This is a genomic window from Syntrophomonas wolfei subsp. methylbutyratica (assembly GCF_001570625.1).
GTDB lineage: Bacteria > Bacillota > Syntrophomonadia > Syntrophomonadales > Syntrophomonadaceae > Syntrophomonas > Syntrophomonas methylbutyratica.
Genome location: NZ_BBQT01000022.1, coordinates 20,861 through 36,106 on the forward strand (window position 1 = coordinate 20,861; position 15,246 = coordinate 36,106).

The window sequence follows — 15,246 nt, forward strand, 5'->3', positions numbered from 1 at the left end:
CTGTCATTAGCAACAAATATATATTATGGTAATTACATAGTAGCATCCCATCCCTTATATAACAAATCATATATATTTATCATTATTATTGGTAAATACCTATAATAAGGTGAAATAAGCCCCCCGTTACCAGCCACGGCTGCTCCCGCCTCCGCCGGCTGAGCCGCCTCCCCCGAAGCTACCGCCGCCGCCACCAAAACCTCCGCCTCCATAATACCCGCCCCCACCATAATATCCTCCTCCGCCACTGCCGCCAGGCCCTCTACCCGAAGAACCTCTGCCGCGTGTTTTGCGGTATATGATATAAAGTATTATAAGTATGAAAATGATAGCAGGCCAGGACATTTCATCCTCCTCCTGGGCCACAGGTTTCTCACCACCGGAAGCAGGCTGGTAGGGGATATCATATTCTTGGGAAACTTCCTTTAATAAAGCATTATAGGTATTAATAATTCCCGCATCATATTGTCCATTTTTAAAATATGGCATCAGGTTTTCATCCTGAATCCGGCCAGTTTTTCCGTCAGGCAGTACTCCCTCCAGGCCATAGCCTACTTCAATACGGCTTTTTCGCTCTTTCTGGGCAATTAGCAGTAAAACTCCATTATTCTTCTCTTTATCTCCTATACCCCATTGGCGAAAAAGCTCCAGGGAATAATCCTCCAGGACTGCATCTTCCCCGATAGTAGGCACCGTAACCACTACGATCTGGGCCGAGGTCTTTTGCTGCAGGTTCTTACTGGTATTTATTATGGCATTCTCGCTTTCTTCGGAAAGCATGTCGGCTTGATCGAGACAGTAGAAATTGCGGTCAGGCTGGGGCAAGTCCATAGCCGCAATAGCTGAGGCTGTGGATAACAGCAGCGTCATCGCAGCTGCCAGTATAAAAAAAGCTTTACGCATATAATCATCTCCTGACGCTAAATGGAGTAAGGAACAACTGGAAGCATTTCCTTAAAACTCTGGTCTAAAAATTAACCTGGGGTACTTCCTGGGCTCCCTCCTGGGCTTTGTAGTAATCCCGGGCCGCAAAACCGCCCATGCCGGCTAACATATTGGCCGGGAACTTCTTAATTCGGGTATTGTAATCCCGAACCGCTTCATTATAATCCCGGCGTGCTACCGCCAAACGATTTTCGGTTCCGGCCAGTTCATCTGCCAGTTGACGGAAGTTGGCATCCGACTTTAAAGCCGGGTATCTTTCCACCACAACCAGCAAACGACTGAGCGCCGTACTCAATTCGGCATCGGCCTGAGCTTTTTCTCCCACTGAATTTGCTCCCGCCAGTTTGCTGCGGGCTTCGGCCACCTGGGTAAATATTTCTTTTTCCTGGGCAGCATAGGCTTTGGTAGTGCTAACCAAATTGGGAATCAGGTCAGAGCGTCTTTGCAGTTGAGTATCGATATCCCCCCACTTGTTGTCGATGCGTTCGTTGGCAGTGATCATGCCATTATAGGTGGAAATACCCGCAACCAGCATGATGAGCAAAACCGCCAGCACAATTAACAGAGTCCGATTTTTCACAGATTTTACCTCCCCTTCAAACAATATCTCTAACAAGTCTAATTGTATAATATTCATTTAAGCTATTAAAGACTAATCAGAAAAGTTTGGAGTGAGGGGATACTGCCTGGCTGATTCTGTTGGCTTCTGAATCTCCGGGTGCTGGGGGTGGAATTTAACCATAGCAAGGTGTGAGAGGTCATTTAACGTGAAAATACTTTTTCATTTCATCGCTATTTGTATCGCCGGCGGTAGCGGCAAGATGCAGGCTAACGTGAAATACCAGGGCTTTCTGTTGTATAATGGTTATGAACTAATCAAGCGGAGGAGTGATATTTATGGCTATCCGGAGAAAATGGATAGTATTTATTACGATGCTTATTGCTGCACTGGCTATAATGTTTTTTTCGCCAACCCAGGTTTTGGCCGATACTGATATAAAAGTAAGGATATGTGATCCTGACCGCATTAATGATGAGGGAGATGCGCAGGAGGGCAATACCATAAACCAGGTTTTATCTGCGCCCACGGTTTCCTATGGGGAAAACAGAGAGCTGGGCAGCGTACAGATTACTGGAAAAGCAGGTGTAGCGGTTCCGCTGTCAGAGGGGCAGAAGATAATGGTCATACTCCCCTGGGGAATCAGCTATATGCAGGTTCCCGATGAATCCAACTACCGCAATTATGTGGAATGGCCGGAGCAGTTCGAGGGGAAGAAGAATCAGATTTGTGATTCTGCCGCTAAGCCCGGGGTTAGCTTTATCGCTGCTGCTCCTCGTTCTCTGACCATTGAACTCAGCCATCTTGACAGCAGCGGTGATATCATGGTGATTAATTTTCTCTTTAACCAGGACAATTACAGCAAAACCCGGATAGCTTCCTTTGTTGAAATAGCAGAAGAATATCTGGAAGACCGGGAAGGGGAAATCAGCCGCCGGGAATTTTTTACCCATCTAGCCCGGTTGGCCGGATCGTTTTCCGCCTCGCCACTAAAGTCCATTAATGGAAATATAGTAGCTGCTGATTTATTTGCTGATATCAGTAAAGAACAAGCAGATATTGATAGAATTCTCCCCTTGATTGAGGGGGGCTTGGTGAAGGGCTATGCAGGAGGGGTTTTGCAACCCGAGCAAAGTATTTCACGAGCCGAAGCAGCCCATTTGGCAGGTACGCTATTTGGAGTTGCTGCATCGGAGCCCGCGCCCTTTAAGGATTCTTTGCCTGAGTGGGCGCAAAAGGGAATCAATAAGGCTTATGCAGCCAGGATTATCCAGGGCTATCCTGATGGAAGCTTTCAGGCTGGCAACCCTTTGAGCAAAGCCGAAGCTATCATAATTCTGCAAAACTGCCTGGAAAGATATAGTAAATTCCCATTGTTAAATTAATACTAAATCTATTTGACATATGTTTTCATAGAATCGAATTCTTCAGCCAACTGTTCTACTGAGCCTGAAACATATCCATATATTTACTATAATGAAACAAGCATCTAAATCAAGCAGGTGAAGCCAGGTGGAAAAATCGATATTAGTACAACTGCAAAAAGACAGAGACTTAATTAAACAAATTGCCGGAAAACATGGAGCAAGGGCTATAAGAATATTTGGCTCTGTGGCTAGAAAAGAAGAGCAAGCAGATAGCGATATTGACCTGCTGGTTGAATTTGATGAAAACGCTTCATTGTTTGATTTAATAAATCTGAAACTGGATCTTGAAGAAATATATAATCGCAAAGTGGATATTGTTACTCCTGATTCACTACACAAAAAAATCGCAGTTTCTATAATGAATGAGGCAATTACATTATGAAAAATGACCTGTTGTATATCGAACACATATTAACAAGTATAAATAAGATTGAACAATACAGCAGTTCCGGTAAAATGCTTTTATGAGTTCGCCAATTATTCAAGACGCAGTGATTAGAAACCTGGAGATCATTGGCGAGGCCACCAAAAAGTTATCTTCGCAATTTAGACAGGAAAACCCACAGATACCCCGGAAACAGATGGCCGCCATGAGAGATGTCTTAATTCATGATTATATGGGGGTTGATCTCAAAATAATTTGGAACATTATTATAAGAGAACTACCCCCAGTAAAAAATGCTTTAAACCAAATAATTTGCTGATATAATCAAAATATAGCTGTTTAAGGTAAGGAGCGATACCATGAAACTGCCGATAATAATAACCCCGGGAGAAAGTGGCTGGATCATTGCGGAATGTCCAGCCATTCCAGGTTGTATTTCTCAAGGGAAAACAAAAGAAGAAGCAATTGAAAATATTAAAGAAGCAATCGAAGGTTGTATTCAGGTAAGAAAAGAAATGGGGTTACCGCCAGTGGAAGAAATTGCGGAATTGGAGGTTGCCTTATAGATGCCACCCATTCCGGTAATTTCAGGGCAGAAAGCGTTAAGAGCCTTTACCCGAGCAGGATGGGTTTATGTGCACAACTAAATTTGTCAAACAGGGGAGTAGTTATGCTCCCTTTTATTTTTTACCTGCTATCAGCTCGGCATATTTCGCTATTTGGCTCATTTAACATGAAATACCAGGGTATTTTGTTGTATAATGGTTATGATTTGACCACCCATCAGGCCGGGCCTGGAATTACCCATTTTCCATTATTCATATTGTTGGAGTGGAATTAGTGGCAAATAATTTGCATTACAGTGCTTCATTAACCGGTGAGCCCTTTCTATTTTATGAAAGCAGGCAAGTAGCCCGGCTTAAGCTGGCGGGACTGAGCGATAAAGAAATACGCATGGAGATAAAAAAACATAATCTCTTCCAATATGCTACCGAAAAGAGTATCCCCAAAAGGAGCAATACCGCCTTGAAGAGGATTAACGCCCTGGATGAGGTTATGCTCACTTACCTGGCGGAAAAGCCCTCTGCAACCGCCCGGCTTATTAATCTATACGCGATTACGAAAACCAATCGCCTGATGCTGGAGTTGGTTAGCGAGGTTATAGGAGAGAAGTTTGCCAGTAATATGCCCCTGGAGAAAAAAGACTTGAATGAGTTTTTCCTGATGAAGCGGGAACAAAGCCAGGAGGTAGCTGCCTGGAAAGATCTTACCATAAAAAAGCTTAAACAAGTGCTGCTGCGAATTCTAAAAGAAAGCGGTATTTTAGATGAGAGCGATAGTGGCCGCTTGCATCGAATCAGCCTGGAACCGGAGGTAGTTGGTCATTTTGCTGAAAGCGGTGAGCTCCACTTGCTTAAATTTATGGGGATCAATACTTAAATCGGGAGATGGAAGCATGTCCAACAGCAGAAAAAAACTGGAACAGATTATTCCCAAAATTGAATCAGAAGCCTTCATACACAACAAAGGCCTGGGCAACGAAACCGGTTTTTACATATTTGATTATGACCCCAAAGATGAGCTGCTGGTGCGGGATTATATCAAACATATTAAGAAGGAATTAAACCATCCCGCTTCGGATCGCCGCATTATCGAATATGATCTTTATGAAATCCTGCTGGAGATAATCCGGGAAAAAAAGATTCAGTCTCAGGTGCCGGTTATGGAGGAGAAGAAAGGCCGGGAAAAGCTTTGGGAAGCTATCATTAATGTGGCCGGCACCGATGCCTATATAGCCAAAATTAACCAGAAGTACCAGCCCGGCGATGTAATCTTTATAACCGGGGTAGGTAAAGTCTATCCATTCATGCGCTCGCACAATATCCTTAACAACCTGCATCATGTATTGGATGAAGTACCGGTGGTGATGTTTTTTCCGGGAACATATGATGGACAATCATTAAAACTCTTTAATCGTTTCAATGATGATAATTACTATCGGGCCTTTCAGTTGATTAAATAAACAGAGAATGGGGGGGATTGGACTATGCTGCTTCGGGAAATGTTTGTCAAAAACATTGATCGGGAGATAAAGGGTGTAATCAAGGTAGCTCAGGATGATGAAACTAACCGTTTTCAGGAACTGGATGAATATGTGGTTACTCGGGAATTGCTCAAACATTTTTCTTCGTTTTACCAGAATTATCAGAAGGGGATTGATGGATTTACCGATGAAATGGGAGTTTGGATATCCGGCTTCTTTGGCTCCGGTAAATCTCACTTTCTTAAAATTCTCTCTTACTTGCTGGACAATGAAGAGGTAAAAGGCCAAAAACCGGCTGATTTCTTTGCCGACAAAATTGCCGATCCTGCTGTTTATGCCGATATTCAGCGGGCTGCCCAGATAAACTGCGAAACCATCCTCTTTAACATTGATTCCAAAAGCCCCCTGGGAGTCAAGTCCGATAAAGAAGCTATCCTCAAGGTCTTTGCCAAAGTATTCTATGAACACCTGGGGTATTATGGGGATGATTTCAAGGTGGTTGAACTGGAGAAATTCCTGAGCAAAGAAGGGGTTTTAGATAAATACCAGGCCAACTTTGCGGCTATAAAAGGAGAACCCTGGTTGGAACGGCGCAATTGTTTCCTTTTTGATGAAGATGCTATCGTAGAAGCCCTGATAAAAACTACTGCCATGTCGGAACAAAGCGCCCGCAACTGGTTTAACCATAACCGGAGCCAGGATATAAGCATTGAGCAGTTCGCCCGGGAAGTAAAAGAATACATAAACCGCCAGGGGAAAAACTTTCACTTGATTTTCCTGGTGGATGAGATTGGCCAGTATATCGGGGATAATCCTCAACTGATGCTGAACTTGCAGACAGTGGTTGAAGACCTGGGGACTCACTGCCACGGCAAGGTATGGGTTATTGTAACCTCACAGGAAGATATTGATGCCGTCACCAAAGTAAAAGGCAACGACTTTTCCAAGATTCAGGGCCGCTTCCGCACCCGCTTGAGCCTGTCTTCCGCCTCAGTAGACGAAGTTATTAAGAAGCGCATTTTGGAAAAGAACGATTTCGCCCAGGATAAATTGAAGTTGCTTTACCAGGAGAATTCAGCCGCCTTGAAAAACCTGATTCACTTTACCACAGGAACCGTAGCCGATCTCAAGGGATATTCCGGTGAAGATGAGTTTTCCGAAACTTATCCCTTTGTTCCTTATCAATTCAAACTCTTGCAGGAGGTGTTCAACCAGATTCGCCGTCATGGGGCCAGCGGCAAGCACCTGTCCGAAGGGGAGCGTTCCATGCTCTCCGCTTTCCAGGATGCGGCTAAAAAGCTGGCCGGTGAAGAAGACGGGGTACTGGTTCCCTTTCAGGCTTTTTATGATTCAGTGCACGAATTCCTGGATGGCAGCATTCAACGGGTTATCGCCCGGGCCACAGAAGGAGCCGCCAAAGGGGAGGGTCTGGAAGCTTTCGATGTAGAAGTTCTAAAGCTCTTATTCCTGATCCGTTATGTAGGCGACATTCCTCCCCATGTAGACAATATTGCTATGCTTATGGTCAGCAGTATAGATGAGGATAAACTGAGTTTAAAAAGCGTAATTCAAAAATCCCTGACCCGCCTCATAGCCCAGAATTATGTGCAGAAGAACGCCGATGAGTACCGCTTTTTGACCGATGATGAACAGGACATCAATCGGGAAATAAGAAATACTTTTGTGGACAGCACTCTGGTGGTTTCCGAAATTGGCCGCTACATCTTTAACGATATTTATGAAGACCAGAAATATAAATACAGCCAGCGCTATCCTTTTTCTTTCAACAGTAAAATCGATGAAAGCACCATAGGCCATCAAAGCGCTCGTATCGGGTTGCGCGTACTTACCAGCGAATCAGACGTTTTTGATGCCGATGATGCTGCGCTCAAGATGGCCTCGGCTGCTGCCAATGATTTGATTATTCGCCTGAATGATAACAGCGATTACTTTGACGAAATGCACCAGGCCTTGAAGATTGAGCGATTTGACAAAATCAAAAAACAAGAAGGCATATCGCCCAATCTAAAGAAAATAATGCTGGAGAAGCAGGAAGAAGCAGCTGAGCGCAAGAAACGAGCCAAAAGCATGTTGGAAGAAGCCCTGTTAAACGGAAGATATTATGTTAACGGAGAGAGAATCGAAGCCCGGGGGGCTAGCCCCAAAGAACGGATAAACCATGCTTTGAAAATGCTGGTCGATAGTGTATATTACAAGCTTCCTTATATCAAAAAGTACCTGGACAGCGATGCGGATATAGAGGCTATTTTGCAGGGTGATAAAGAACAGCTTACTCTGGCGGGAGAAGGTTCCGCTCCCAACCACCTGGCGGCGGAAGAAGTGATGAGCTATATAGATTTACAGGATATGAAACACCTGCAGACCAGCATGAAAAATATCCTGGACAAGTTTGAAGACCAGCCCTTTGGTTGGAGGGAGATCGATATCGCCGGGCTGGTGGCCAATTTATTCAAACAACAGAAGATTCGCCTGCTCTACCAGGGCAACTACCTGGAAAGTGATGATAAAAGCGTGGTCACTTATTTACGCAAAAAGACCGAGGTAGATAAGTTGCTGCTTAAAAAACGAGTAAATGTAGATCCCGATCTGATAAAAGTAGCCCGGGATCTCTGCAAGGAATTATTCAATCTTATAGATCTGCCCTCTGATGAAGATGGTTTGATCAAACGCTTGTTGGAAGAGATCAAGGCCCGGAAATTGCAAGTGCACGAAGAATATCTCAGCCAGTATGCAGGCAAAAAATACCCCGGCAAAGAGGTGATAGACCAAGGTTTAATCATCTTTAAGGAAATTGAGGGGTGTAAACAAGATCATATAAGCTTGCTCAATAAACTCAAAGAACATGAAGACGATCTGCTGGACTGGGACGAAGATATGAAGAGGGTAGAAGGCTTTTTTAAAAACCAGCGCCAAATATTTGATAAAGGACTGGCCATACTGGAGCGAATCAACAACAATCAAAGCTACCTGCAGGAAGCAGGCTTTATGAGCAAGGCCCGGGAACTGGCGGAAATCGTGGATGCTCCCTCACCTTACTCTAAAATCATTCAGATTCCGGAGCTGGCCGCCTGGCTGGAAGAGCAATACCAGGAGCTCTTAGATTCCAAGAAAGCTGGCAGTCGTAGTAAGATTGAAAAGGATTGCACCATACTTTTAAAGATTCTGGAACACTATGGTTTGAGCCATGAAGATCGCCGCAGTTACTGGGAAAATGTCCAAAACTGGTACCAGGCCAAATACCTTTATATAGATGAAAGCCTGAATTTTGAGCGCCTTGATGCAGTTATTATTCAGAGTGTTGATTTTTGCGAAAAAATTCAAAAAGAAATTGAACAGGCCGCCAAAAAGCAGCATCCCCCATCTACCGGCACCGGTACTGGAGTAGAAGAGCCAGAGCTCTATGTAATAGAATATAGGGATTTGGCTTTTGCCGGCAGCCTGCAGACAGAAAATGATGTGGAGCAATACCTGGAGCATTTAAGACGGAGATTGAAACAACTTATCCGGGAAAGTAAGATAATCAAGTTCATGCCATAGCTAAACTATAGCTTATAGCTTACTACAACGAGGCGAAAAATTATTCCCGCTAAGCGGCTGGGTTACTATTAACACAGCGGTGGTTTCTAATTCTCCGCCTCGTTGTAGCGCTCTCGTTAAAACACTTCCGCAGTTTCTTCTGATGCTAAAAGGAAGGTGAATAAAATAAAATGAACAAGTCTTTTATTCGCAGTTTTGCCGTCAACGCTCGTAATGAGCTTATGGAAAGAGTGCAGCAAAAGTCTTACGAACTGGGAATAAGCGAAGACAAAATAAAAAAGGCCCGGATTGAATCCAGTGATGCGCTTTACATAAATGGAAAAGCCCTGGACCCCACCCAGGTAAAGCAAAGAAACAGCCTGATCGAAGCAATCCGCTCCCGGGGTTATAAGCGGGTGATAGAAGAAGTTGCCTACACCTGGTTTAACCGTTTTTGCGCCCTGCGCTACCTGGAGGTCAACAACTACCTGCCCAGCAAAACCCGGGTATTGTCTTCAACTGTGCCTGACAGCGTTGAACCGGATATCATGCGGGAAGCCCTGCATCTTGATCTGGATATTGATAAGAATAAAGTAATCAATTTCAAGGAAGAAAATGACAGCAACAGCCTTTTTAAATATTTGCTTATCAAGCAATGCAATAGCTTAAATAAAATCCTGCCCTTCCTTTTTGAACCGGTGGAAGATTATAGCGAAATCCTTTTTCCTGACAACCTGCTCCAGGAAGGCTCTTTCCTCCGGGCCATGACCGATCCGGAAAACATCCCGGAAGAAGACTGGCAGGATGTAGAGATAATTGGCTGGCTGTACCAGTACTACATATCCGAGAAAAAAGACCAGGTCTTTGCCGAACTGAAAAAGAATATAAAGATCAGCCCGGAAAACATTCCTGCCGCTACCCAGCTTTTTACCCCTCATTGGATAGTGCGCTACCTGGTGGAAAACTCCCTGGGACGGCTTTGGATGCTTAATCATCCCGAATCCAGGCTGCTGGAACAGATGGACTACTATATCAAACCCGAATCCTCACAGCCCGGTGAACCCCCCTTCCTGATCATACGCTCTCCGGAGGAGATAAAAATCTGCGACCCGGCCTGCGGCTCCGGACACATGCTGGTCTATGCCTTTGACCTGCTTTATGCCATCTACGAGGAGTGCGGCTATCAAGCTGCCGAAATTCCCGGCAAGATACTGGCTCACAACCTCTATGGCATGGAAATTGATAAAAGGGCCGGTGAACTGGCGGCCTTCGCCCTTACCATGAAGGCCCGCAGCAAATACCACCGTTTTTTCCGCCAGCCAGTACCGCCCCATATCTGCATACTGCAAAACATCCCCCTGGAAAAAGATGAACTGCAGAGCTATATGGATGAGGTGGGAGAGAACCTGTTTACGGCAGAACTCAATACCACCCTGGGTCAATTCGAGGAGGCCGATAACTTCGGCTCGCTGATCCGACCCCGGATGAAAAATGTAAGCGATGTACGGCAGCTTTTAGAAGACAAAGACCTGGGCAGCAACCTATTTCTCAATGCTACCCATGGCAAGGTCTTAAAAGCCCTGCAACAGGCTGATTACCTGAGCACCAAATACCATGTGGTTATCGCCAACCCTCCCTATATGGGGGGGAGGGGGATGAATGGAAGACTGAAGGTGTTCGCGGAAAAGAACTATCCAGATAGCAAATCAGATTTATTTGCGATGTTTATGGAGCGGAATCTTGACCTGGCAGTTGAACAGGGTGCCGTTAGTATGATTACGATGCAGAGCTGGATGTTTCTATCTTCCTTTGGAAAACTACGGGAGAAAATACTGGACGAAGATGCCATACTATCTATGGCTCACCTGGGAGCCAGGGCTTTTGATAGCATAGGTGGAGAGGTCGTTTCCACCACTGCATTTGTTATTGAAAAATCCAAACACCCAAACTATAAAAGTGCTTATTTAAGGCTTGTGGAGGGAAATTGCGAAGCAGATAAAGAAAAGGACTTAAAATTAAACCGCATGAATCCTTATTATGCTTCCGCCGCTGATTTTAAGAAAATCCCCGGCTCACCGATTGCTTATTGGATTTCCAATACAGCAGTAAATAACTTCAAGAATTTAATGATACTTGAAGAACTATCAGAAGCAAAATCAGGTATGTCATCATGTAACTCTGATCTTTTTTTGCGTCGATGGTTTGAAGTTAGTTTTGCAGCCATAAACAAAAATTGTAAAAGCCATCAGGATGCGAATGAATCAACAGCAAAGTGGTATCCATATAACAAAGGTGGCGGAAATCGAAGATGGTTTGGTTATAATGATACCGTAATAAATTGGGAAAACGAAGGCGAAGAAATTAAGTATTTCGTTACTCATAACCATAAAGATCCAGAGACCACGCATTGGTCAAGACGCCTCTTTAACCTTGAGTATTTTTTCAGGGAAGGTTTAACTTGGTCAGCTGTATCATCAGGGCGGTTTTCTTGTCGAAAAGTTACTAATGGTGTAATACCTGGTACTGGAAGTAAGACTCTTTATGATTTGGATAAAAATAAATTAAGTATTGTATACTCAATATTGAATACCAAAGTCGCTTCTTATTATCTAAATGTATTTTCTCCAACATTAAATTTTGAAGCAGGCGATGTTATTAAAATTCCCATAACCAAGTCTATTGATCATAATAAGATTTTCTCCCACCGACTATTTGTTATTTCTCGTTTGGACTGGGACTCCTACGAAACTTCCTGGGATTTTACCCGACTTCCTTTACTGCAAGCCGAATACCATCAACCATATTTACAGGAAAGCTACAGCGCTCTTCGTAAGCACTGGCGGGAGATGACCCGGGAAATGCAGCAACTGGAAGAAGAAAACAACCGCATCTTTATCGAAGCTTACGGCTTGCAGGATGAGCTGAGCCCGGAGGTGCCATTAAACGAAATAACCCTGACCTGCAACCCTTATTACCGCTACGCGGTCAATAAACCGGACGAAGAACTGGAGGCCCTGCTGCTGCTCGATACCATCAAGGAGTATATCTCCTATGCGGTAGGCTGCATGCTGGGCCGCTACTCGCTGGACAAAGAAGGTCTGGTTTTCGCTGGGGGCGAATTTGATCCCCGGCAGTATAAAAGCTTCCCGGCTGACCAGGACAATGTAATACCCATCCTGGCCGAAGACTATTTCCAGGATGACATCGTTACCCGCTTCGCGGAATTTGTCCGCCTCACCTTCAGCGCAACCACCCTGGAAGAGAACCTGGACTATATCGCCGACACCCTGGGCCGCCGTAGTAAGGAAACTGCCCGGGATACTATCCGGCGCTATTTTGTCAACGATTTCTATAAAGACCATGTGCAGCGCTACAAAAAGCGCCCCATTTACTGGCTGTTTACCTCGGGCAAAGAGAAGGCCTTCAACTGCCTGGTCTACTTGCACCGTTATCAGCCCGACACCATAGCCACTTTGCGCACCGAATACCTGCACCGCCTGCAGGAAGCCGTGGAAGTGGAGAAACAACAGCAGCAGAGAATTATTGCGGAAGAAGCCGGCAGCAGCTCGGCCCGCAGGGCCGCCAAACGCCTGCTGCAGTTGGACCGGCAGCTATTGGAGCTTAAAAACTATGATGAACTGGTACACCACTATGCTGATATGCGTATAAGCCTGGACCTGGATGACGGGGTTAAGGTAAACTATGCCAAACTGCAGGAGCTGCTAGCTAAAATTTAAGCTATAAGCGATGGGGGACTTATGGAAAAAGAACAGATAGAAAAGAGCCTGAACGCCAGGTTTGCAGAACATTTGCCTTCAGGGCAAAAACGCCGGATAATCTTCTGGTACGATATTGAACAACAATTTGTTGACCTCATTGATGAACTTCGACTGGCCCACGCCAAAGTGCACCGGCTTACGGACAGCAATTATTTTTACAGCAAATACCTGCTGGAAGTAGAAGACCCGGAATCCAATTACCTGCTCTATGCCACCAGCCGACCAGCCCGGGATGAGGACAACTGGCTCTTGGATATACTGCTCTATTCTAGTGAGTTCTCAGCGAACCGGGTTTTGCTGTACATGGAGGAACTGGGTATTGATTCCAGGCTCAAATTACAGGTGAGGCAGTATGAGAAGTTTTTCAAAAACAGCGCCCGCCGCAAGAGGCTGGTGGCCTACGGGAAGAACTATTATGATGCGTCCGAATTGGAAATAGCTATGATGTCGGCCCTGTGTGGTCTGAAGTTTTCCGACCTGCAGGGTGTTTTCAAGAAAGTCCTGGGAGACTCTCTGGAAACGGAATCCAACCGCTACCTTTCCGAGATAAACAAGTACATGGATGCGGAGGTTTTTTGGCGTCATGCGACCGGATATTTCGGCTATATGAAAGAGGAAGCATCCCTTTCTAAACTGGCCGCTCATGTCCTGGTCAGCAGCCTAAGCCGCAACCTGGATAGCCAGCAGTTGGCCCCGCTGAAGGACTACCTGGCTGAAAAGGGCCGAGAGAACTGCATTTTCTTTGTAGATCAATGGATGAATCACAAAAGCGATGCCGCCGCCTATGAGCGCCTGGCGGTTTCTATAGAAAAGGCTTTTAACATAGGGGAGTACCTGGAAGATCTTGCGCTGGAAGACTTAAGTCAATGTGACAGCTTCGAAGCCTTTGATAAGCTGTTTCTAAACTATATGCGGGATTCTATTATCAAACAGGCGGAGAATTACGACCTCTGCCTTGGTTTTATCGGAACCCGGCGCAGCCGTCACTGGTATTATAAATACCAGCATATATATGAAGCTCTGTATTATGTCTTTAAAATTCTGCAATTTATGCAGACCCATCCTTCTATACCCGTTTTGAACCGTCAAGAGCTTTGGCAGCGCTATGTTGAAGAATACTATTTTATGGACTTATACTATCGCCATTTCTACTGGAATTATGATCAGGCTCCAGTTGAAGCTTTGAAAGCGATACGGGAGGTAGTGGAGAATATATACAGCAACTGGTTCCTGGAGGGATTGGGAACCGCCTGGTCGGCAGCGCTCACTGCCGAACAGAATAAAAGATGGAGCATTGCCGGGGTTCAGGCTCAGCAAGAATTTTACAAAAAAGAACTGGCTCCGCGGCTTAAGTCTGGAGGACGCTGCTTTGTTATTATTTCCGATGCCCTGCGCTACGAAGTAGCCTGCGAATTGGCCCAGCGCCTTAATGCTGAAACAGCTGGAATGGCACAGTTGCGTAATATGCTGGGGGTTCTGCCCTCGGCTACTAAATACGGTATGGCAGCCCTCTTACCCCACCGGGAACTCATATTGAATGAGAAGCAGAAGATACTGGCTGATGGCAATAAAACCGATAGCTTGCTGGAACGGGAACTAGTATTGAAAAAAGAATGGCCGGAAGCGCTGGCCACCGATTTTCAAACTATAATTGACCTCAATAAGGAGCAGCGTCGGGAACTCATCCGGGGCAAGAAGCTGATTTACCTGTATCATAACAGCATCGATGCCATCGGAGATAAAGCGGCGGCGGAAATCAAAGTATTTGATGCCGCCCGGGAAAGTATAAAAGAGATTTATCGCTTGATTCGCATTATCCGGGATGATTTAGGTGGAGTAAATATTTATATCACCGCCGACCACGGCTTCCTTTATAAGCGGGACCCGCTGCTGGAGAGCGATAAGATTAAAAAGGAAACCCTGGGGGCTTGGGAAGAAAAACGCCGCTATATGCTGGGTTACCAGGAGTATGAGAGCGATGCCCTGATGATGTTTAAAGCTGATTACCTGCAATCGGAACAAGGCCCACCGGTGGTTTATGTGCCCCGGGCCACCATCCGTTTCAAAGTCCCGGGTGCCGGTGCCAACTATGTCCATGGTGGAGCCTCTCTGCAGGAAGTAGTCATCCCCCTGATTAAATACAAGGCGGCCCGCGGCTCTAATGCCAGGATGAAGGAAGAGCGCAAGGTCAAAGTGAAACTGGTGAATGAATCGCGCAAAATCACCAATAATCTTTTCAGCCTGGACTTTTTCCAGACGGAGAAAGTAGGGGACAGGTATCTTCCCCGAAGCGTGGAGGTTTACCTGGAGGATGAAGCGGGCCTGCTGCTGTCGAACCGGGAGATCATCATAGCTGACCGGAAATCAGATAAAGCGGCGGAGCGAACCTTTAAGCTGCGATTCACTTTGAAAGCAGGGAACTACGACAAAAATAAAGATTATTTTCTGGTGATAAAAGATTGTGAAACCGAGCTGATTGAAGATAGAATCCTTTATAAAATAAGCCTGGCCATAAGTTCTGATTTCGATTTATGATTATCAAGCTGCTTAGCGCCAGGGGAGATGTCCCC

11 protein-coding genes are annotated in these 15,246 nt (G+C 45.3%); 9 read left to right on the forward strand and 2 right to left on the reverse strand.

Annotated elements, in window-relative coordinates; translation table 11 throughout:
* Positions 1 to 126: 126 nt before the first annotated feature.
* Together AWB54_RS13075 and AWB54_RS13080 are read right to left on the reverse strand one after the other, a co-directional pair.
* Positions 127 to 903, reverse strand: coding sequence for a TPM domain-containing protein (locus AWB54_RS13075; protein ID WP_061215049.1), 777 nt, complete (start codon positions 901 to 903; stop codon positions 127 to 129).
* 64 nt (positions 904 to 967) lie between these two features.
* A complete protein-coding gene (locus tag AWB54_RS13080; RefSeq protein ID WP_082736220.1) occupies positions 968 to 1,525 on the reverse strand; it encodes a LemA family protein in 558 nt (185 codons plus the stop codon).
* A 317-nt stretch (positions 1,526 to 1,842) separates the two neighbouring features.
* Between AWB54_RS13080 and AWB54_RS13085 the strand changes: the two genes are divergently transcribed.
* The 9 genes from AWB54_RS13085 (at position 1,843) to pglZ (ending at position 15,211) form a co-directional block, all read left to right on the forward strand.
* Positions 1,843 to 2,889 carry an S-layer homology domain-containing protein gene (locus AWB54_RS13085; protein WP_061215050.1) on the forward strand — a complete coding sequence of 349 codons (1,047 nt, stop codon included), beginning with the start codon at positions 1,843 to 1,845 and terminating at the stop codon, positions 2,887 to 2,889.
* A 127-nt stretch (positions 2,890 to 3,016) separates the two neighbouring features.
* Positions 3,017 to 3,313 (forward strand): nucleotidyltransferase family protein, encoded by a 297-nt coding sequence (locus AWB54_RS13090; RefSeq protein ID WP_394326498.1) that lies wholly within the window; start codon positions 3,017 to 3,019, stop codon positions 3,311 to 3,313.
* A gap of 82 nt (positions 3,314 to 3,395) precedes the next feature.
* The gene (locus tag AWB54_RS13095) at positions 3,396 to 3,635 is read left to right on the forward strand and encodes a HepT-like ribonuclease domain-containing protein (protein WP_235811187.1); all 240 of its coding nucleotides are present in this window, start codon (positions 3,396 to 3,398) and stop codon (positions 3,633 to 3,635) included.
* A 40-nt stretch (positions 3,636 to 3,675) separates the two neighbouring features.
* The gene (locus AWB54_RS13100) at positions 3,676 to 3,882 is read left to right on the forward strand and encodes a type II toxin-antitoxin system HicB family antitoxin (protein WP_061215051.1); all 207 of its coding nucleotides are present in this window, start codon (positions 3,676 to 3,678) and stop codon (positions 3,880 to 3,882) included.
* 274 nt (positions 3,883 to 4,156) lie between these two features.
* Positions 4,157 to 4,756 carry a DUF1819 family protein gene (locus AWB54_RS13105; RefSeq protein WP_061215052.1) on the forward strand — a complete coding sequence of 200 codons (600 nt, stop codon included), beginning with the start codon at positions 4,157 to 4,159 and terminating at the stop codon, positions 4,754 to 4,756.
* 16 nt (positions 4,757 to 4,772) lie between these two features.
* Positions 4,773 to 5,339 carry a DUF1788 domain-containing protein gene (locus tag AWB54_RS13110; RefSeq protein ID WP_061215053.1) on the forward strand — a complete coding sequence of 189 codons (567 nt, stop codon included), beginning with the start codon at positions 4,773 to 4,775 and terminating at the stop codon, positions 5,337 to 5,339.
* Between the two features lie 24 nt (positions 5,340 to 5,363).
* Positions 5,364 to 8,918: a BREX system P-loop protein BrxC gene (brxC, locus tag AWB54_RS13115; RefSeq protein WP_061215054.1), complete on the forward strand. Its 3,555-nt coding sequence runs from the start codon at positions 5,364 to 5,366 to the stop codon at positions 8,916 to 8,918.
* Between the two features lie 170 nt (positions 8,919 to 9,088).
* Positions 9,089 to 12,634, forward strand: coding sequence for a BREX-1 system adenine-specific DNA-methyltransferase PglX (pglX, locus tag AWB54_RS13120; RefSeq protein WP_061215055.1), 3,546 nt, complete (start codon positions 9,089 to 9,091; stop codon positions 12,632 to 12,634).
* Between the two features lie 21 nt (positions 12,635 to 12,655).
* Positions 12,656 to 15,211 (forward strand): BREX-1 system phosphatase PglZ type A, encoded by a 2,556-nt coding sequence (pglZ, locus tag AWB54_RS13125; protein WP_061215056.1) that lies wholly within the window; start codon positions 12,656 to 12,658, stop codon positions 15,209 to 15,211.
* Positions 15,212 to 15,246: the final 35 nt, after the last annotated feature.